The sequence below is a fragment of the Streptomyces sp. NPDC007808 genome (assembly GCF_042868655.1).
GTDB lineage: Bacteria > Actinomycetota > Actinomycetes > Streptomycetales > Streptomycetaceae > Streptomyces.
The window spans coordinates 1-19,063 of the sequence record NZ_JBIAEQ010000003.1; the positions used below are offsets into that span (position 1 = coordinate 1).

At 70.3% G+C, this 19,063-nt stretch carries 13 protein-coding genes; 2 read left to right on the forward strand and 11 right to left on the reverse strand.

All coding sequences use genetic code 11. The features are described from left to right. From ACFYNL_RS11815 to ACFYNL_RS11830, 4 genes are all read right to left on the reverse strand, one after another. A partial coding sequence (locus ACFYNL_RS11815; RefSeq protein ID WP_388800699.1) for a flavodoxin-dependent (E)-4-hydroxy-3-methylbut-2-enyl-diphosphate synthase occupies positions 1-281 on the reverse strand: 281 nt, incomplete at its 3' end. 169 nt (positions 282-450) lie between these two features. Further along, positions 451-1,743 carry a M50 family metallopeptidase gene (locus tag ACFYNL_RS11820; RefSeq protein ID WP_388802646.1) on the reverse strand — a complete coding sequence of 431 codons (1,293 nt, stop codon included), beginning with the start codon at positions 1,741-1,743 and terminating at the stop codon, positions 451-453. An 8-nt stretch (positions 1,744-1,751) separates the two neighbouring features. Continuing rightward, complete coding sequence (gene dxr, locus ACFYNL_RS11825) at positions 1,752-3,014, reverse strand: 1-deoxy-D-xylulose-5-phosphate reductoisomerase (protein WP_388800702.1); 1,263 nt, start codon at positions 3,012-3,014, stop codon at positions 1,752-1,754. A 117-nt stretch (positions 3,015-3,131) separates the two neighbouring features. Then, a complete protein-coding gene (locus tag ACFYNL_RS11830; protein WP_388800705.1) occupies positions 3,132-5,078 on the reverse strand; it encodes an acyl-CoA dehydrogenase family protein in 1,947 nt (648 codons plus the stop codon). Positions 5,079-5,410: 332 nt separating this feature from the next. On the opposite strand from ACFYNL_RS11830, the gene ACFYNL_RS11835 reads away from it, so the two are divergent. Together ACFYNL_RS11835 and ACFYNL_RS11840 are read left to right on the forward strand one after the other, a co-directional pair. Then, positions 5,411-6,427 carry a LacI family DNA-binding transcriptional regulator gene (locus ACFYNL_RS11835; RefSeq protein WP_388800708.1) on the forward strand — a complete coding sequence of 339 codons (1,017 nt, stop codon included), beginning with the start codon at positions 5,411-5,413 and terminating at the stop codon, positions 6,425-6,427. Between the two features lie 247 nt (positions 6,428-6,674). After that, on the forward strand, positions 6,675-7,862 hold the full coding sequence (locus tag ACFYNL_RS11840; protein ID WP_388800711.1) for a sulfotransferase family protein: 1,188 nt from the start codon (positions 6,675-6,677) through the stop codon (positions 7,860-7,862). Positions 7,863-7,896: 34 nt separating this feature from the next. Here the strand turns inward: ACFYNL_RS11840 and ACFYNL_RS11845 are convergent, their stop codons facing one another. The 7 genes from ACFYNL_RS11845 to ACFYNL_RS11875 form a co-directional block, all read right to left on the reverse strand. After that, entirely contained in the window at positions 7,897-8,613 is a 717-nt protein-coding gene (locus ACFYNL_RS11845; RefSeq protein ID WP_388800714.1) for a hypothetical protein, read from the reverse strand. A gap of 38 nt (positions 8,614-8,651) precedes the next feature. Then, on the reverse strand, positions 8,652-10,856 hold the full coding sequence (locus ACFYNL_RS11850) for a glycoside hydrolase N-terminal domain-containing protein (protein ID WP_388800717.1): 2,205 nt from the start codon (positions 10,854-10,856) through the stop codon (positions 8,652-8,654). Next, positions 10,853-12,820, reverse strand: a complete 1,968-nt coding sequence (locus ACFYNL_RS11855; protein WP_388800720.1) for a beta-galactosidase — start codon at positions 12,818-12,820, stop codon at positions 10,853-10,855. Before ACFYNL_RS11855 ends, ACFYNL_RS11850 begins: the two co-directional genes overlap by 4 nt. After that, positions 12,820-15,033 carry a 1,4-beta-glucanase gene (locus ACFYNL_RS11860; protein WP_388800723.1) on the reverse strand — a complete coding sequence of 738 codons (2,214 nt, stop codon included), beginning with the start codon at positions 15,031-15,033 and terminating at the stop codon, positions 12,820-12,822. Before ACFYNL_RS11860 ends, ACFYNL_RS11855 begins: the two co-directional genes overlap by 1 nt. Before the next feature lie 152 nt (positions 15,034-15,185). Further along, positions 15,186-16,112, reverse strand: coding sequence for a carbohydrate ABC transporter permease (locus ACFYNL_RS11865; protein ID WP_388800726.1), 927 nt, complete (start codon positions 16,110-16,112; stop codon positions 15,186-15,188). Further along, positions 16,109-17,179, reverse strand: a complete 1,071-nt coding sequence (locus tag ACFYNL_RS11870) for an ABC transporter permease (protein WP_388800729.1) — start codon at positions 17,177-17,179, stop codon at positions 16,109-16,111. Before ACFYNL_RS11870 ends, ACFYNL_RS11865 begins: the two co-directional genes overlap by 4 nt. Further along, positions 17,179-18,858, reverse strand: coding sequence for an extracellular solute-binding protein (locus ACFYNL_RS11875; RefSeq protein WP_388800732.1), 1,680 nt, complete (start codon positions 18,856-18,858; stop codon positions 17,179-17,181). The genes ACFYNL_RS11870 and ACFYNL_RS11875 overlap by 1 nt, the downstream gene beginning before the upstream one ends. Positions 18,859-19,063 lie beyond the last annotated feature (205 nt).

The window sequence follows — 19,063 nt, forward strand, 5'->3', positions numbered from 1 at the left end:
GCGATCACCGGGATCTGGGACTTGCGGGCGATGGTCGACAGGGCGTCGGCGTCGTCCTGCGTGGGGCAGGCGACGCGGACGATCTGGCAGCCGGAAGCCGTGAGCTCGGCGATCTGCTGGAGGGTGGCACCGATGTCCGACGTACGGGTCGTCGTCATCGACTGGACCGAGACCGGGGCGTCACCGCCCACCGCCACCGTGCCGACCTGGATCTGCCGGCTCTTCCGGCGCTCGGCGAGCTTGGTCGGAACGGACGGCATGCCGAGAGAAATCGCAGTCATCTGCTGTGCAACCCCAAGTCGTGGATCAAGGTCCGGTCCCGTCAGCAGCGGGCTCCAGGCTTCGAGATTACGGCACAGGGCCTGTCCTCAGCACATCCCGGGCCCCTAAACCCACTCGTTGGAAGGGGCCCGGGCCAGAAGGTCCCGGGCCGCCTCCCACTCCGTGCGACTAGGAGATTCTGACCGGGTTGACGACGTCCGCGACGAGGACGAGGAGCGTGAAGCAGATGAAGATCCCGGCCACCACGTAGGCCACCGGCATCAGCTTCGCCACGTCGAAGGGACCGGGGTCGGGGCGGCGCAGCACCTTCGCCGTGTTGCGGCGCAGCGACTCCCACAGGGCGCCCGCGATGTGGCCGCCGTCGAGCGGCAGCAGCGGGAGCATGTTGAACAGGAACAGGGAGAGGTTGAAGCCGGCCAGGAGGAAGACGAAGGTGGCCAGCTGTTGCGAGGCGGGGATGTCGAGGGTGGCGATCTCGCCGCTGACCCTCGCCGCGCCGACGATGCCCATCGGGGAGTCCGGCTCGCGCGGGCCGTCGCCGAAGGCCGCGTCCCACAGGGCGGGGATCTTGGAGGGCAGGGCGACGAGGGAGTCGACGGCCTCGCCGACCCGGTCGCCCATCCAGGTCACCGAGTCGCCGAAGTCCTGTTTGACGACGCCGGTGGCCGAGCTGAAGCCGAGGAATCCGGCCTTGACGTACTCGCCCTCGACGTAGGCTCCGCTCGCGTCCTTCTTCACGACCCGGTTGGTGGCGATCTTCGCCTCCAGGGTCACTTCCTGTCCCTTGCGGTCGACGACGATCGGCACCTGCTTGCCGGCGCTGTCGCGGATGAGGTCGGAGAGGGTGTTCCAGTCCTCGGTGCGCACACCGTCGAAGGCGACGATCTTGTCGCCGGCCTTCATGCCCGCCGCCTCGGCGGGGGACTTCGGGTCGGACGCCTTGCACTCGTCGCGGTTCTCGGTCTGGGCGATCACGCACGGGGAGACCGAGCTGACGGTGGTGGTCTGCTGCTGGATGCCGAAGCCCATCAGCACGGTGAGGAACAGGGCCACCGCGAGGACGAGGTTCATGAAGGGGCCCGCGAACATCACGATGACCCGCTTCCACGGCTTGCGCGTGTAGAAGAGGCGGGTCTCGTCGCCCGGCTTGAGCTCTTCGAAGGCGGCCGAGCGGGCGTCCTCGATCATGCCGCGCCACGGCGAGGTCGAGCGGGCCTCCAGCTTGCCGTCGGGGCCGGGCGGGAACATGCCGATCATGCGGATGTAACCGCCGAACGGGATCGCCTTGATGCCGTACTCGGTCTCGCCCTTGTTCCGCGACCAGATGGTCGGGCCGAAGCCGACCATGTACTGCGGCACGCGGATGCCGAACAGCTTGGCCGTGGACAGGTGACCCAGCTCGTGCCAGGCGATCGAGAAGAGCAGCCCGATCGCGAACAGCACTATGCCGAGGATGAACATCAGGGTCGTCATGCACGGGCCTCCGCCGTGTGTGCCGCCAGTTCCCGGGCCCGTCGGCGGGCCCAGGTCTCCGCTTCGAGGACGTCCGCGACGGTCAGCGAAGTTCCCGCACTCGGGGTGCCGTGCTCCTCCACCACCCGCGTCACGGTCTCCATGATCCCGTTGAACGGCAGCGCGCCGGCCAGGAAGGCCTCGACGCACTCCTCGTTGGCCGCATTGAACACCGCGGGTGCCGTGCCCGCGAGCTCTCCGACGTGGCGCGCCAGGTTGACCGACGGGAACGCGTCGTTGTCGAGCGGGAAGAACTCCCAGGTCGACGCCTTGCTCCAGTCGAAGGTGGGGCTTGCGTCGGGGACGCGCTCCGGCCAGCCGAGGCCGATGGCGATCGGCCCTCGCATGTCGGGGGGCGTCGCCTGGGCGATCGTGGATCCGTCCGTGAACTCAACCATCGAGTGGACATACGACTGGGGATGCACGACCACCTCAATGCGGTCGAAGGAAATGTCGTAGAGCAGGTGCGCCTCGATGACCTCCAGGCCCTTGTTGACCAGGGTCGCGGAGTTGATGGTGATGACCGGGCCCATGGCCCAGGTGGGGTGGGCGAGAGCGTCCTCGACCGTGACGTCGGCCAGCTCCTCCTTGGTGCGGCCGCGGAAGGGGCCGCCGGACGCCGTGACGACGAGCTTGCGCACGTCCGCGCGGTTGCCGGCGGCCAGGGCCTGGAACAGTGCGGCGTGCTCGGAGTCGACCGGGATGATCTGCCCGGGCTTGGCCAGGGCCTTGACCAGGGGGCCGCCGACGATGAGCGACTCCTTGTTGGCGAGCGCGAGGGTGCGGCCCGCCTCCAGGGCGGCGAGGGTGGGGGCGAGTCCGATGGAGCCGGTGATGCCGTTCAGGACGGTGTGGCAGTCGGAGGCCGCGACCTGGGTGGCCGCGTCGGGGCCGGCCAGGATCTCGGGGAGCGGCTCCCCCGTGCCGTACTGGGCCGTCAGGGCTTCCCGCAGTGCCGGCACGACGTCCTCGCGAGCGACCGCGACGGTCCGCGCCTTGAGCCGGTACGCCTGCTCTGCGAGGAGGGCGACCCGGCCGCCGTTGGCGGAGAGTGCGGTGACCCGGAAGCGGTCGGGGTTGCGCAGCACGAGATCGATGGCCTGGGTGCCGATCGAGCCGGTGGAGCCGAGGATCACCACGTCCTTGGGGCCGTCGCCCGCCACGGGGTCGTAGACGAGGTGCGGATCGGCGAGGGCGCGGAGGGCTGGACTGTCGCTCATCCCCCCATTGTGGCCGTAACGGCTGCCGGGGAGGACAGGGTGTCCCCTTCGGTGGGTTACCGGAGGGTGAGAGGTCACTGCGGGCAGTGACCTCTCCGCCGTCCTCTCACCGCTTCGTCACCGGACGGGGCGGTGCACGTTCTCCTTCTGCGAAGGCCCGGGCGTCGCGTCCGCGATCCATACGCCGCCGTCGTCCGAGGGGTCGACGATGCCCTGCTCCAGCCACTCGTAGGTGCCCGACATCACGCCCTTGACGACCGTGCGGTCGAGGTCGTCGGTGTTGGACCACAGGCGGCCGAAGAGTTCCTCGACGCGCAGCCGGGCCTGGCGGCAGAAGATGTCGGCGAGCTGGTAGGCCTCTCGTCCGTGCTCGCCCCGGCCGCGCAGGTGCTCGGCGCGGACGCAGGCCGCGCTCATCGCGAACAGCTCGGCGCCGATGTCGACGACGCGGCCCAGGAAGCCCTGCTTGGTCTCCATGCGGCCCTGCCAGCGGGACATGCCGTAGAAGGTGGAGCGGGCGAGCTTGCGGGAGGTGCGCTCGACGTAGCGCAGGTGCGCGGAAAGGTCCACCTCGCGCTTGAACTCGCCGTACGTGTAGGGCAGCTGCCCCTGTCCCGCGACCAGTTTCGGCAGCCATTTGGCGTAGAAGACGCCGGCGTTGGCGCCCGCCTTCGCCTTGTCCTGGAGGGACTTGTCGGGGTCGATGAGGTCGCCGGCGACGGACAGGTGGGCGTCGACGGCCTCGCGGGCGATAAGGAGGTGCATGATCTCCGTCGAGCCCTCGAAGATGCGGTTGATGCGCAGGTCGCGCAGGACCTGCTCGGCGGGGACGCCCCGCTCGCCGCGCGCCCGGAGCGAGTCGGCCGTCTCGAAGCCGCGGCCGCCGCGGATCTGGACGAGTTCGTCGGCGATCTTCCAGGCCATCTCGGAGGCGTAGAGCTTGGCCAGGGCGCCTTCGATGCGGATGTCGTTGCGGTCCTCGTCGGCCATCTGGGAGGCCAGGTCGGTGACGGCCTCCAGGGCGAAGGTGGTGGCGGCGATGAAGGAGATCTTCGAGCCGACGGCCTCGTGGTGGGCGATCGGCTTGCCCCACTGCTCGCGCGCCGCCGACCACTCGCGGGCGATCTTCAGGCACCACTTGCCGGCCGCGACACAGGACGCGGGCAGGGACAGCCGCCCGGTGTTGAGGGTGGTCAGGGCGATCTTCAGGCCGGCGCCCTCGGGGCCGATGCGGTTGGCGGCGGGGACGCGGACCTGGTGGAAGCGGGTGACGCCGTTCTCGATGCCGCGCAGCCCCATGAAGGCGTTGCGGTTCTCGACCGTGATGCCGGGCGAGTTGGTCTCCACGACGAAGGCGGTGATGCCGCCCTTGTGTCCCTCGGACTTCGGCACGCGCGCCATGACGACGAGGAGGTCGGCGACCACGCCGTTGGTCGTCCACAGTTTGACGCCGTCGAGGACGTAGTCGTCGCCGTCCGGTACGGCGGTGGTGGCCAGGCGGGCCGGGTCGGAGCCCACGTCGGGCTCGGTGAGCAGGAAGGCGCTGATGTCGGTGCGGGCGCAGCGCGGCAGGAACCGCTCCTTCTGCTCGGGGGTGCCGAACAACTTGAGCGGCTGCGGTACGCCGATCGACTGATGGGCGGAGAGCAGTACGCCGATCGCGGGGGACGCCGAGCCGGCCAGGGCGAGGGCCTTGTTGTAGTAGACCTGGCCGAGGCCGAGTCCGCCGTACTTGGTGTCGATCTTCATGCCGAAGGCGCCGAGCTCCTTCAGCCCGTCGATCACCTCGTCGGGGATCCTGGCCTCGCGTTCGATCAGGGCGCCGTCGACCTTCGTCTCGACGAAGTCGCGCAGTTTGGCGAGGAACTCCTCGCCGCGCTGGGCGGCCTCGTCGGTGGGCATCGGGTGGGGGTGGATGAGGTCGAGGCGGAAGCGGCCGAGGAACAGTTCCTTGGCGAAGCTGGGCTTGCGCCACTCCTGTAGTCGGGCCTCTTCCGCCACCTGGCGTGCCTCACGTTCGGTGACGGTCGGGCGTCCGGAAGAGGATGTGGGTGCTGCGGACATGAGGCTCACCTCGCCGCGAATCGGGATCTTGGGCCGTTTGGTTACCGACGGGTGCTACCCGATCGTATGTACCCGATTACGGGCGCGCCCACCACCCCGGGCGCGGCCGTTCAGCCGGAAGGTTGCCACGGGGTGGGCCGCAGCGGTAGGCATGAGCCCGGTCGGGCGGCCCTCGGGCGCGCCCGGCTTCGACACGACGGAGAAGTCGGAGTCGAAGCGCTTCGACAGCCTATGGACACCCACTCCCTGTGGAGCTACTGTCGAACCACCCCACAACCACCCTGACACACAGCGCACACTGTCGAAGCGCTTCACAAAGCTTGGAGAGCTGGATGGTCACCCTCGCCGAGGTCGCCCAGCACGCCGGAGTCTCGGCGAGCACGGTGAGCTATGTCCTCAGCGGCAAGCGGTCCATCTCCGCGACCACCCGGCACCGGGTCGAGCAGAGTATCCGCGAACTCGGCTACCACCCGAACGCGGGTGCCCGTGCCCTGGCCAGCAGCAGGTCGAACATCATCGCCCTGATGGTCCCCCTGCGCACCGACATGTACGTGCCGGTGATGATGGAGATCGCCATCGCGGTGGCCACCACCGCACGCACCCACGGGTACGACGTCCTGCTGCTGACCGGCGAGGAAGGTCCCGACGCCGTGCGCCGTGTCACCGGCAGCGGGCTCGCCGACGCGATGATCCTGATGGACGTCCAGCTGGACGACGAGCGGCTGCCGCTGCTGCGCGGCACCGACCAGCCGTCCGTGCTGATCGGTCTGCCCGCCGACACCTCCGGGCTGACCTGCGTGGACCTCGACTTCAAGGCGACGGGCACGCTGTGCGTGGAGCATCTGGCGATGCTCGGGCATCGCGACATCGCTGTCATAGGTGAGGCCCCGGCCGTCTACGAGCGGCACACCGGTTTCGCCGAGCGCACGCTGGACGGACTCCGGCGGCGCGCCCAGGAGTTGGGCATGCGGCTGCTGCACCGGCCCTGCGAGGGCGGGTACGACGCGATGGCCGTCACCCTGGCCCGGATCTTCGACGAGCGCCCGAGCACCACCGGGTTCGTCGTGCAGAACGAGTCGGCCGTCGAGCCGTTGCTCGCCCTGCTGCGCCAGCAGGGCCGCGCGGTGCCCGAGGACGTGTCGGTGGTCGCCATCTGCCCCGACCAGGTCGCCACGCAGGCCTCGGTGCGGCTGACGTCGGTGTCCATCCCCGCGCAGGAGATGGGCCGGCATGCCGTGGAGCTGCTGGTGGCCAAGCTCCACGGGCGTGGGAGCGACGAAGTCATGCTGATCGCACCCGAGTTGACGGTCCGGGCGAGCACGGGCCCGGCGCCGTCCGCCACCCGCTGACCTTGCCGCGGCTTCGCGTCACCCCCACGCGTTGACCGGTGTGACGCACCAGGGCGGTACGACCGCGACGGTCGACGCCCCACTCGACCGCGTCCCGCGCTTCCTGCGGAACGGGGCGCGGCTGCCTGTAGCCGAGCGGCCGCGTCGCGGGGGGGGGGGCGGACGGTGGAGGTCTTCCGGCCACCCCTCGCGCGGTTCGGCCAACTTGCGTACTGCGGACGTCAGTTCGGCGGGGTAGGTTCCCGTCGTGACCTCGTCCCGGTTCGCCCTCGCCCTCGCCGACCTGCTGCTGCGTCCGGGGTTCAGCTCCCGCCGCGACCCGGACCGGGTGTTCGACCGGATCGCCGTGGCGGCCGGGCAGGCGCCCGGTGACCGGCAGTTCGTCGAGGACTTCCGTGCCCTGCTGGGCTGGTGGGCCAGGGCCGACCGGCTCACCCCGGTCGGCTGGCGGTCGGCGCAGGTGCATGTGCGCCGGCATCTGGGCAACCGGGCCCGCGTCCGGCGGCTGATCGCCGAGCATCCGGAGATCGAGCGGGAGCCGATCGAGAAGCCGGTGTTCGTCGTGGGGCTGCCACGCACCGCGACCACCGTCACCCACGCCGTCCTGTCGCTGTCGGCCGAGCACCGCTGCCCGCTGCTGTGGGAACTGCTCACGCCGGACCTGGTACTGCCGCCCCGGCAACGGCGCAGGGCGGTCACGGCCGGGCGCCGGCTGGTCCAGGGCACCAACCTCTTCACGCCGCGCTTCCGCGACATCCACGCGCTGGTGGCCGAGGGCCCGGAGGAGTGCACGTTCGCGCTCCCGCACGCCCTGATGCCGTTCTCCCAGGCCCATCTTCCCGAGTACCGGGAATGGCACTGCCGGCGCGACTTCGTCGCCGACTACCGGTATCTGAAGCAGGTCTACCAGGTCCTCCAGTACGGCCGTCCGCGCCGCCGCTGGATGCTGAAGTCCCCGATGCACCTGGAGAACCTGGACGCCCTGCGCACGGTCTTTCCCGACGCCACGATCGTGTGGTGCCACCGCGATCCGGTCACCGCCGTGGCGTCCTTCTGCTCACTGATCGAGCACGGCATGGCCGTCAGCACCCGCCCGCTGGACCTGGCCGGCATCGGCACCACGTGGTTGGGCCTGCTGAGCCGTGCCATGACACGGGGACTCGCGGCACGGGCCGCCATCCCGCCGGAGCACCTGGTGGACGCCCCGTACTCCTGGCTCGGCTCCGATCCCGTCGCCGGAGCCCCCAAGCTCTACGCGGCCGTCGGCGCCCGCTGGACGGAGGCGGACGCGGCCCGGCTCCCCGCTGCCGTGGCCCGACCCCGGGGGACCCGCAAGCACACCTACGATCTGTCCCGCTACGGCCTCAGCCGCGCCGAGGTCGAGGCCGCCTTCGCGGACTACAACGCGCTGCGGGCCGAGGTCGACCGCCCTTGAGGAGGAGCGGAGCGACCTCGGCCCTGATGGGTGATCAGCCGCCGCTGATGGTCAGATTGTTGGTGTTGAAGTTGAGTCCGCCGGACGACGAGGTGATCTCGTAGCCGAACTGGACGTCACCGATGATCTCGTTGCCGGGCATCCAGCGCTTGGTGTAGGCGATCCACTGGAGGACCGGCTTGATGTCCACGGTGCCGGAGTTGGAGTCGGAGGTCCGCAGGAACGAGAACACCTGGTTGACCCCGTTGGTGCCCTTGTACACGTTCCAGTTGTGGCCGCCGAGGCTGACGTTGCCCTCGTAGTTGCCGAGCGGGCCGACGGCTCCGTTGTAGTTGACCCAGAGCATGATCTCGTACTGGTGGTCGTTGTCCCAGATGTCGTACGCCGTGTTGTACGCGCCGGACGACGGGACGCTGACGTTGTAGGTGCTGGTGAGCCAGCCGAGGGAGTCGATGGTCTTGTTGATCGTCTTCGTGGAGTTGGGGTAGGACTTGATGCCGCCGGTGTTGGGGTGGTTGGCCCACACGCCCCAGTTGGTCCCGGAGTTGGCCCAGGTGCACTGGCTGCCCGCGCCGGAGCCCCAGATGTTGTTGTAGAGCTTGTAGCCGTTCAGACTGGTGTTGCCCCACTGGTCGCAGGAGTTCCAGACGGCTGCCGAAGCGGGGGCGGAGGCGAGTCCGACGGTGGCACCGAGAGCCATCGCCGGCGCGAGCACCGCCATGGTGATCTTGCGCATCTTGCTTTTAACCATGGTGTCCCTTCCACGGGTGGGGGGAGTTGTGGGGGTTGCTACCACGCCCCCTTGCTGAGGACGTGGTCCTCTCCGGCGACGAGGTCGAGCGGCTCCGCGTCTCCGGAAGAAGTTCTGACTTCGATACGGACGGTGCGCGTCGGCTTGAGGACCGCGCGCGCCCCGTCGGGCGCCCAGGTCAGATCGATCTCGGCGCCGAACCGTGTGCGGACGCCCGTGAGCCGGCCCGCCGGGAGGGCGGGCGGCGGCGCGGGCAGCAGGACCAGTCGATGCGGGGTCGACTGGACGAGCGTCTCGATCAGCACGGCGGGCAGCGTGTGCGCGGCGTCGGCGTTGTAGACGGCGCGGTTGGGGTAGTGGGCGCTCATCAGGGAGGCGTGGAAGAAGTCGCCGTCCAGGACCTGGCCGAGGGCGTGGGCGACGCGGTCGCCGTCCCCTAGCCGGGCCGCGATCAGCGCATGGTGGAGGTGCCCGTGCGCGGAGTCGTTCTCGGCGCCGCGCAGTTGCAGCGCACGGTGGGCGGCCGTCGCGAGATCCGGGGTGTCGTACGGGGTGATCTCGTCGAGCGGCCAGACGCCGTAGAGGTGGCTGAGGTGACGGTGGTCGTAGGAGTCCGTCAGACCCGGCCAGGCCCATTCGGCCAGCGCACCGTCGTCGTTGATCCGGTGCGGCGGGATCCGGTCGGCGAGGGCGCGCCAGCGCTCGGCGTCCTGGCCCGGGTGGTAGTCGGCGGCGGTCAGCAGGGCGTGGCGGGCCGCGGAGAGGTCCATGGCCGCGTTGAGGGTGCCCCAGCTCGCGTTCGCCGGGCGGTTCTCGGGCGAGTAGGAGGGGACGACGACGAGGTGGCCGGCGTCGTCGGTGCGGCTGAGGAAGTCCTCATAGAACAGGGCGACTTCGGCGAGTGCGGCCGCGGTGCGCGGATCGCGGGTGCCGTGGGTCTCGTCGTGGTCGACGAGCGGCTTGAGCAGCCAGTCGGCGCCCGCCGTCCACAGGTGCAGGGGGTACTCGCGGCTGAAGTGGTACGCGTGCCCGGACTCACCGTCGGAGTGCGCGGGCGCGACCACGCCCCGGGTGCCGAAGAGAGCGCGGGCGTTCTCGCGCCAGTCGGGCAGTTGACGGTGGATCAGTGCGGCGTGGGCCTCGGTGACCTCGGGGAGCGCGGCGGCCGCGGCGCAGGCGGTCTGGAGGTTGAGGTTGGCGTCGTTGGTGAACGCCCCCGACCAGGCGGTGTCCCAGTCGCCGGTCCACAGGCCGGTCAGGCGGGGCGGGAACATGCCCGAGGCGGACAGCAGGTGGTAGCGGCCGGCGGCGAACAGGCGCTCCAGCAGAGCGGTGGAACCGGGCCGCTTCAGCAGCTCCGAGCCGGGCAGGGCGCGTTCGGCCGGGGCGGCGGCGAGGTCGAGGGTGACGCGCCGGTAGGCGGTGCGGTGCAGGGCGGTATGGCGTTCGAGGAGCTCTTCGTACCGCGTGGGCAGGTCGCGCAGGGCGCGGCCCTCGGCGATGACGTCGAGTTCGCCGGTGTGCCGCCGGACCCGGGTCAGGAGCAGCACGGACCGGGCTCCCTCGACGTGCGCGCGCGGCGGGGCGAGGGTGGTCGTGCCCGCGGTGACGGCGACCAGGGTGACTCCGGTGAAGGCGCGGTCGCTGTCGGGGTAGCGGGCCCGCAGACTCAGCAGGGCGCCCTCGGCGGTGACCACGGCTCCGTGGCCGACGGCCAGTGCCTCGGGGGCGCCGGGGAGACGGTGGTCCAGGCAGACGTCGAGGGTGAGGCCGGGGCCCATGAGGTGCTGGACGATCACGTCGTCGGCGCGCGACACGAAGACCCTGCTGGTCCAGCCGGCGCAGGTCGTGCGTACGACGCCCGTCGTGAAGTCGACGTCGCGGCGGTAGTCGCCGCGGTCGTCGTCCGGGGGCCGTACGAGGCTGACCTGGAACGCGGGGTGGAAGGGCTGGACCCGCTGGTGCGGACGGCCGTTGGTGAAGTGCTCCGCGGCACTCACGTCGCCCGCCAGGAGGCGGTCCTGCAGTGCCGGGAGCCGGGCGGCGAGCCACGGCGGCCGGCGGTGCTCGCCGTCGCCGCTCGGCCGTACCAGGGTGTGGTGCGTGACGATGACCCGCTCGGCGTTCGGATCACCGAACACCAGGGCGCCGTGGTGGCCGTTGCCGCTCAGGAAGCCGTCCTCCCAGCGGACGGCCGGGTGCGGCTCCCACGTGCCGTGGACGGGTCCGGTGAGCGCCGTCATGGCCGGAGGACCGCGGCGCCATGCCGTACGAGGGTGACCCGGTCGGTGACGACCGTCCCGGTCAGCAGGTCGCGGTGGGTGCCGGGCACCTCGACGGTCACCGGCTCGCGGCCGTGGTTGAGCACGAACAGCACCTCGCCCCGGCGTACCACCTCGACCTGCTGCGGGAGCCCGTCGAGCACCGGACGGACGCCCGCGCCGGCCGCGACTCGGGCCAGCAGGTCGCGCAGCGCGTCCGGCTCCGGGAGCGTGGAGACGTACCAGGCCCGGCCCTTGCGCAGGACGGCGGGCAGTCCGTCGAGTTCACCGCCCTCGTACGGGACGGTCTCGTCGGCGGTGCCGTCGGCTTCCAGTTCCTCGGACCACAGGGAGCCGCCGAAGCCCTCGCAGGCGACGGTCTCCCCCGCGTCCAGCGGCCACCACTCGTGCAGGGTGCGGATGCCGAACAGCTCGCGCAGCCGGGTGTCCATGCCGCCGGGGCGGACCCGGTCGTCCTCGTCGGCGACCGCGGTCTGGAACCCGCAGACGAGGGTGCCGCCCTGGCGGACGTAGCCGAGGAGGTTCTCGACGGCCGCGTCCCTGAGCAGGTAGAGCTGCGGGACGACCACGAGCCGGTACCCGGACAGGTCGTGTTCGGGGTGGGCGAAGTCGGTCGTGAGGTGGGCCTGCCACAGGGCGCGGTGCCAGGCCTTGAGGACGTCGGCGTGGTCGACCTCGTGGGAGAGGCGGCCGTCCTGGGCGCCAGCCCACCAGGCGTGCCAGTCGTGCAGGACGGCGATCTCGGCGGTGCTGTGCGTGCCGGCCACGGCCGGGGCGATCCGGGCGAGGTCCGCGCCGAGTTGCTTGACCTCCTGGTACGTACGGCCCTCCTCCCCCGCGTGACTGACCATGCCGGAGTGGAACTTCTCCGCGCCCTGCCGGGACTGCCGCCACTGGAAGTAGCAGACGGCGTCGGCGCCCCGGGCGACGGCCTGGAGGGACCAGAGCCGGTTGAGGCCGCGCGGCTTGGGGTGGTTGACGCCCCGCCAGTTCACCGGCCCGGCCGCCTGCTCCATGAGCAGCCACGGTCCGCGTGCCTGGGAGCGGGTCATGTCCTGGACGAGGGCACCGCTCTGGGCGCCGAAGGGGTCGCGCGGGTCCGGATAGATGTCGACGGAGACGACGTCCTCCTCCTCGGCCCAGCGCCATGCGTCCTGCCCGAACCACAGCGGCATGAAGTTGCTGGTGACGGGGATGTGCGGGGTGTGGCGGCGGACGATGTCGCGCTCGGCGACGTAGCACTCCAGGAGCATGTCGGAGGTGAAGCGCCTGAAGTCCAGGACCTGCGTGGGGTTGCGCATGTAGTGCGGCAGACGGGGCGGCAGGATGCCGTCCCAGGTGTCGTAGCCCTGGCTCCAGAAGGCGGTGCCCCAGGCGGTGTTGAGGGCGTCGAGGGTGCCGTACTTCTCGCGCAGCCAGCGTCGGAAGGCCGCCGCGGCCTCGTCGCCGTGGTCGACGGTGCAGTACTCGTTGTTGATGTGCCACATCGTCAGGGCCGGGTGGCCGCCGTAGCGGGCGGCCAGGTCCTCGGTGACGGCGGCGGCGTAGCGCCGGTAGGTGGCGCTGGAGTGCGAGAAGTGCTGACGGCCGCCCCACCATTCGGTGCGGCCGTCCTCGGTGACGGGCAGGGTGTCGGGGTGCAGCCGGCCCATCCAGGGCGGCGGCGAGGAGGTGGGGGTGGCGAGGACGACACCGATGCCGTTGTCGTGCATCAGGTCCATCAGCGTGTCCAGCCACCCGAACTCCCGCGCCCCGGGCTCCGGTTCGATCGTCGACCAGGAGAAGACGCCGAGCGTGACCGAGTTGACGCCGGCCTGCTTCATCAGCCGGACGTCCTCGTGCCAGGTCTCCTCCGGCCACTGCTCGGGGTTGTAGTCGCCGCCGAAGAGGAGGCGGCCTCGGGTGGCGTCGCTCAGGTCGGGCATCAGGCGGGGTCCCCGTACTGCACGCCGCGTCCGTTGGTGCCGAGGTAGACCCGGCCGTACACGCGTGGGTCGCCGGCGATGGCGGCGCCGGTCCAGCCCCACTGGTGCCGGTCGTCGTTGATCCGCGTCCAGGTCTCCGCCTCGTCGTCGGAGCGGAGGACGGCGTTGAAGGTCTCGGTGGCGCCGACCATGTAGATCGCCGGGTAGGAAGCGCCCTCGGCGGCCTTGCCGAAGCCCAGGGTGTGGGAGGCCTGGCAGCTGCTGACCTTGGTGAAGGTCGCGCCGCCGTCGGTCGAGCGGAACAGCCCGTTCCCCTTGAGGCTGAGCCAGAGGTCGCCGGTACGGTCCGGGGCGGCCCGCAGCTGGAACTCGGCGTCGCCCGTGGCCAGGCCGGTGGCCCCCGCGGTGAAGGTCAGGCCGCCGTCGGTGCTGGCGAACACCGTGCCGGTCGTGGTGTCGAAGGCGTAGAAGCGGGCCGGGTCGACGGGGTCCGCGACCGGGGCGGCGCCCTTGGGGAAGGAGGCGACCTCGGACCAGGTGGCCCCGTTGTCGGTCGAGCGGTATCCCGGGTTCGCCGTGCCGAAGGACCACAACAGCACGCTGCCGTCGGCGCTGGTGGCGATCGGCCCGGGCGCGTCCTTGGCGACGGCGGGCTGTGCTGCGAAGGGGGTCCAGGTCTTGCCGCCGTCGTTCGAGTAGGCGCCGTTCGCGTCGTTGCTCCAGCCCGCCCGGACCACGTACGACGGCTTGGCCTGGGCCAGCGAGATGCCCGTCGACGTGCCGAACACCGGGTTCGACGCCATGCCGCGCGACGGCGACGCGGTGAGCCGTTCGTGGTACATCACGCCGATGTCCCCGTTGCCGCTGATCAGGTGCGCCTCGCCGGTCGGCGGCGAGATCAGCTGGCGTACGGATGCCTCCTCCACGCCGCGGATCTGCGGGGCCCAGCGCCTGAGGTCGCGGGTGCCGTAGAGGGTTGCTCCGGTGCCGTAGACGACGTGCTCCGAGTCGAACGGGTCGAGGGCCAGGGCCTGGATCCACCAGCCGAACTTGGGCTTGTCGCCGCCCCACTTGAGGTAAGGGGTCTCCGAGACGTCGAGGACGGCCGTGTCCTTCAGGGAGGTCCAGGTCCGGCCGCCGTTCGTGGAGCGGAAGACGGTGTCGATCTCGGCCCACCGGTTGTTCGTGGAGACGACGAGCGTGCCGGGGCGGCGGGCGTCGACGGCGACACCGCCGTAGCCGAAGGTGTCGGCCGACCCGTCCGTCGCGGTCCCACCCGGCTTCACGGGCGTGACCTCGGTCCACCTGCCGGTGGCGGTGCGCAGCTTGTGCACACTGCCGTCGGACTGGCCGTTGGGGCCGGGGGCGTTGGCGTACGTCACGTACAGCTCGCGCGTGTGGCGGTCGTACGCGGCGCGGATCGGCACCTTGGCGGCGGTGCCGGTGGGCTGTCCGGGGACGGGCTTCCAGGTCTTGCCGTCGGAGGTGCGGTACAGGTTCGGCCGGTCGGCCGTGCCGTCGGAGTCGCCCCAGCCGGCGTAGACCGTGCGTCCCACGGCGACCAGGAGGGTGATGCCCTGGCCGGTGGCGCTCGGGGTGGCCGGGAAGTCGACGGACTGCCATGTGGCGCCGCGGTCGGTGGACTTGAGCAGCCCGTCGTGCCGGGTGCCGAGCCACAGGGTGTCGCTGTCGCGCGGGTCGACGAGCAGGCGCTCCCCCGCACCCCGCCCGTCCTCGTTGGCGCCCAGCTTGACGGTGAGGTCGGTGCGCTTCCAGGTGGCCCCGCGGTCGTCGGACCGCAGCACGGCCCCGTTGCCGGCCCAGGACTGGGTGTACGCGCCGAGGGCCAGGTACAGCCGGTTCGGGTGGGCCGGGTCGACGGCCATGGCCTCGACGCCGAGCAGGTTCCAGTCGTCCCAGCCGAGGTGGTCGGTCAGCGGGATCCAGCGGTCGGTCCGGTCGTCCCAGCGGTAGGCGCCGCCGATGTCGGTACGGAGGTAGGCGAGGCCGCGGCAGGAAGGGTGGAAGAGGACGCCGCTGATGAATCCTGTACCGCCCTGCATGACGTTGCGCCAGCGGTAGGCGGGGGCGGCGGTCGCGGTGCCGATGTGGGCTGCCTGCGCCTGCCCCTGGAGGACCGGCAGGGTGGCGACCGCGGCGGTGGCGGCGGTCCCGGCGAGCACAGCTCTTCTGCTGAGGTAATGCTTGTGCATGACGAACCTCTTCACGTGCAGGAACAGGGGAAAGGTGACGCTCTCAGGGGTGCGGGGCGCTGACGCTGTGCGGCTTTGCGGCGTGGGCGCGCGGCGTACAGCGGAGGTGCGGTCCCGGACGGCGGCTGTCTGGCGCGGGGTGGGTCGGGGCGTCAGCCCTTGATCGCGCCGGTGAGCATGCCCTTCTTGAAGTGGCGCTGGACGAAGGGGGAGGCGACCGCGACCGGGATCAGGGCGAGGACCATGACGGCCATCTGCAGCCCCAGCGCGGAGAGTTCGCCGGTGCGGACCGCCTGCTGGAGCCCGGTCGGTGCCTCGGTGTTCTTCTGGACCAGCTGGATGAGCACGTTCTGCAGCGGCATCATCTGCTGGTCGCTGAGGTAGATGGAGGCGTTGAACCAGGCGCTCCAGTAGCCGACCGCGTAGAACAGGGAGATGACGGCCAGCACGGCCCGCGACAGCGGCATGATGATGGTCAGCAGGATGCGCAGGTCACTGGCCCCGTCGATACGGGCGGACTCGGTGAGTTCGGGGGAGATCCCCATGAAGAAGGCCCGTAGGACAAGGATGTTGAAGACGCTGACCGCGCTCGGCAGGACCAGCGACAGATAGGTGTCGGTGAGACCAAGCGACTGCACCAGCAGGTACGTCGGGATGAGGCCGGCCCCGAAGAACATGGTCGCCATCATGACCATCAGGAAGAACCGGTGCCCCAGACTGCCCGGCCGGGACAGGCCGTAGGCCGCGAGTACCGACACCGTCATCGAGAACAGCGTGCCGAAGAGCGTCACACCGACGGAGACCATGATCGCGCGGCTGACCTGTCCGCCGCTGAGCAGTTCGGTGTAGTTGATGAAGGTGATGCCCTCGGGGATCACGACGAGACCGCCGACTCGGTCGATCACGGGCTTCGGGGAGAGGCTGGTGACGATCACGATCCACAGCGGACCGAGCACCCCCAGACAGCACAGCGCCAGGAACGCACTCTTGGCGGTGAGCCCGGCCTTGCTCGGCGGCTCCTCCCACACGGGGCGGGGGGGAGCCTTCAGGCTGCGGATGAGCTGCGTGTTGAGGCTCACTTCTTGTACACCCCCTGCTCGCCGAGCAGATGCGCGACCTTGTTCGCGCCCAGGACGAGACACACTCCGATGACTCCCTTGACGAGGCCGACCGCGGCCGCGTAGCTGAAGTCGCCGTTCTGGATGCCCATGTTCCACACGTAGGTGTCGAGGACCTCACTGGCCCCCGCGCCGACGGCGTACCGCTGCAGCAGGAACTGCTCGAATCCGACGCTCAGCGCGTCACCGACCCTGAGGACCAGCAGCAGCGCGATCACCGGGCGCAGCGCGGGCAGCGTGACGTGCCACATGCGCCGCCAGCGCCCCGCGCCGTCCATGGCGGCGGCCTCGTACAGGTCGGTGCTGACCGCGGACAGCGCCGCGAGGAAGACGATGATGCCCCAGCCGGCGTCCTTCCACACGGCCTGCGCGATCACCAGATACTTGAACAGGCCCGCGTCGGTCATCAGGTCGAAGCCGCTCCACCCGTGCTGCTCCAGGGTCTGGGCGATGATGCCCGCGCCGCCCAGGATCTGCTGGAACACGGTGACGACCAGGACCCACGAGAAGAAGTGCGGCAGGTACATGATCGCCTGCGCCACCGCCCGAACCCTCGGCCGGATCACGCTGTTGATGACCAGCGCCAGGGCGACCGGGACCGGGAAGAACAGCACCAGCTGGAGCAGGAACAGCACGATGGTGTTCTCCGTGGCGTCCCAGAACAGCGGGTCGTCGAGCAACCGGGAGAACTGCTCCACGCCGACCCAGGGACTGTGGAAGATCGCCGTGATGCCGTTGCCGGCGGCGTACGGGTCGTAGTCCTGGAAGGCGACGACGTTGCCGAGCAGGGGGACGTAGTTGAAGATCAGGAGCAGGACGATGACGGGCAGCGTCATCAGGATGAGCGCGCGGTCGCGGCGCAGCCGGACCCGGAAGGGGACCTTGCCCGCCTTGCCCGCCTTGCCGGCCCTGTTCCTCCCGCGCGATGCCCGGTCCTTCACCGCCACCGCGGCGACCGCTGCCGTCGGCTCCTCCACGGCCGCGGGGGGACGTGTCCCGTCCGGCCTGCTCCCGGCCGTCAGAGACATCAGTTGGCACTGCCGTTCTTGTCGAGGAGCTCCTTGTACCAGTCACGCAGCTTGTCGCCGCCGGAGGACTTCCAGGTGGAGATGGCCTGCTGGATGTCGGACAGCTTCTTGTTGCCCCGTACGAAGTCGATCTCCAGCTGCTCGAACTGGCTGGAGAGGGTGGCGTAGCGGCTCGGCTCGATGATCTTCATGCCGTACGTGGACGTCTTCTTCACGAAGGCACCCTGCCGCTGCTGCCACTCGACCTGCTTGCGGGCGACCTCGGGGAGGTCGGGGTGGGCCAGGTAGGGAGCCGGGGCCGCGAGCAGCACCCAGGCGTTGTTGACCTCCTGGTTGCCCCGGTCGTTCTTGACCGGGACGCCGTTCTCGACCGTGTAGTGGGTGCCCTCGACGCCGTAGTCGACGAGCATCCGCTCCTTGGTGCCGTAGGGCGCGGCCGCGAAGTTGGCGGCGGCCAGCGCGTTCTCGACCGTCTCCTTCGAGGCGCCCTTGCGGATCATCGACCAGATGGTGGCGGGCTGGCCGGCGTACAGCGTCGGGTCGCCGCCGTCGGCACCGAAGTAGTCCATGCCCTCGATCTGGAACTCGGGGTTGGACCGGGCCTGTTCGGTGGTCTTGCCGTACCAGTCGGACATGTTCTGGTTGTAGACCAGGGTCTGCCCGGCGGTGAACCGCTGGCCCGGGTCGCCCGTGTTTGCTTTGTCGTCGGGGTGTACCACACCGGCGGCGAACAGCTTGCGGACCCACTCCAGATGTTCGAGGTACTCAGGATGCTCGATGCGGTACGTCAGCTTGCCGTCGTCCCCGATGTTCCAGCCGAGCGGCCCGGCGGGGCGGACACCGAAGATGGCCGCCGCCGACCACCTCATGTCGGCGCAGGCCCACACCTTGGCCTTGGCGCTGGTGGCCTCCTTGGCCCAACTGAGGAACTCGTCGGCCGACTTGGGGACGGTGTAGCCCTTCTCGTCGAAGATGTCCTTGCGGTAGAAGGGCACGATGTTGGGCACGGATGCGGCGGGCATCGGGATGCCGCGCAGCGCGCCGCCGAAGATGCTCATGCGCCAGGCGTCGGACGGGATCGCGGCCAGGTTCGGGTACTTCTTGACCTTGTCGCCCGCCAGGTAGGGGCCGAGGTCCATGAACTTGGCGGTGACCGCGTTCGGGATCTTGCCGACCAGTTCCCAGTCGGGCACGACCACCATGTCGGGTATGGAGCTGGAGGCGAGGACGGCGCCGAGCTTCTCGCCGTAGGTGTTGCCGTCCTGGTTCTGCCAGGTGATCTTGGTGCCCGCGGCCGCGTCGCCCGCCTTGTAGTAGGGGTTTCCGGGCTTCGGCGGGCTGCCCCAGAGCGGGGCCATGATCTTCAAGGGGGCGCCGGTGCCGAGCTTCTCCGGGACGGAGGCCTTCAGCGCCGCGAGGTCGACCTTGCCGGTGTACCCGGCCGCCGAACCGTTCTTCGACGGCAGGTCCGGATCGGCGAACGTGCTGGCGACGTACGTCGGGAGCAGTTTGTCGGCGGCCTTGCCCGACGTGGCCCCCTCGCGCGAGCCTCCCTCAGAACCGCCACAGGCGGCGAGCAGCGGCATCCCCCCGGCCACCGCTGCTGTGGCGACCGCCGTGGAGGCGAGGAAGCTTCTCCTGCTGGGTCCGGAGGGGGCGGAGGAGGCGTTCGGCGTCATTGCGTCAACCCTTCGTGGCGCACCTGGACACCCGGCGGTAGGCCGTCGGCTGCGGTGTCGTAAGTGGAACTGGCCGAGCTGAAGCGGCCCTTCGACCACTGGCGAGAACGCTCACCCTGAAGCGGACCGGTTCTCATAGTCGAAGCGCTTCGATGTTGCTGCGAGGTTAAGTGAAGGCATGAGGGCGCACAAGAGTCGATTCCAA

Coding starts and splice junctions, on each gene's coding strand:
- ACFYNL_RS11820 (WP_388802646.1), bottom strand. CDS start 1,743: ATGTTCATCCTCGGCATAGTGCTGTTCGCGATCGGGCTGCTCTTCTCG.
- dxr (WP_388800702.1), bottom strand. CDS start 3,014: ATGAGCGACAGTCCAGCCCTCCGCGCCCTCGCCGATCCGCACCTCGTC.
- ACFYNL_RS11830 (WP_388800705.1), bottom strand. CDS start 5,078: ATGTCCGCAGCACCCACATCCTCTTCCGGACGCCCGACCGTCACCGAA.
- ACFYNL_RS11835 (WP_388800708.1), top strand. CDS start 5,411: ATGGTCACCCTCGCCGAGGTCGCCCAGCACGCCGGAGTCTCGGCGAGC.
- ACFYNL_RS11845 (WP_388800714.1), bottom strand. CDS start 8,613: ATGGTTAAAAGCAAGATGCGCAAGATCACCATGGCGGTGCTCGCGCCG.
- ACFYNL_RS11850 (WP_388800717.1), bottom strand. CDS start 10,856: ATGACGGCGCTCACCGGACCCGTCCACGGCACGTGGGAGCCGCACCCG.
- ACFYNL_RS11855 (WP_388800720.1), bottom strand. CDS start 12,820: ATGCCCGACCTGAGCGACGCCACCCGAGGCCGCCTCCTCTTCGGCGGC.
- ACFYNL_RS11860 (WP_388800723.1), bottom strand. CDS start 15,033: ATGCACAAGCATTACCTCAGCAGAAGAGCTGTGCTCGCCGGGACCGCC.
- ACFYNL_RS11870 (WP_388800729.1), bottom strand. CDS start 17,179: ATGTCTCTGACGGCCGGGAGCAGGCCGGACGGGACACGTCCCCCCGCG.
- ACFYNL_RS11875 (WP_388800732.1), bottom strand. CDS start 18,858: ATGACGCCGAACGCCTCCTCCGCCCCCTCCGGACCCAGCAGGAGAAGC.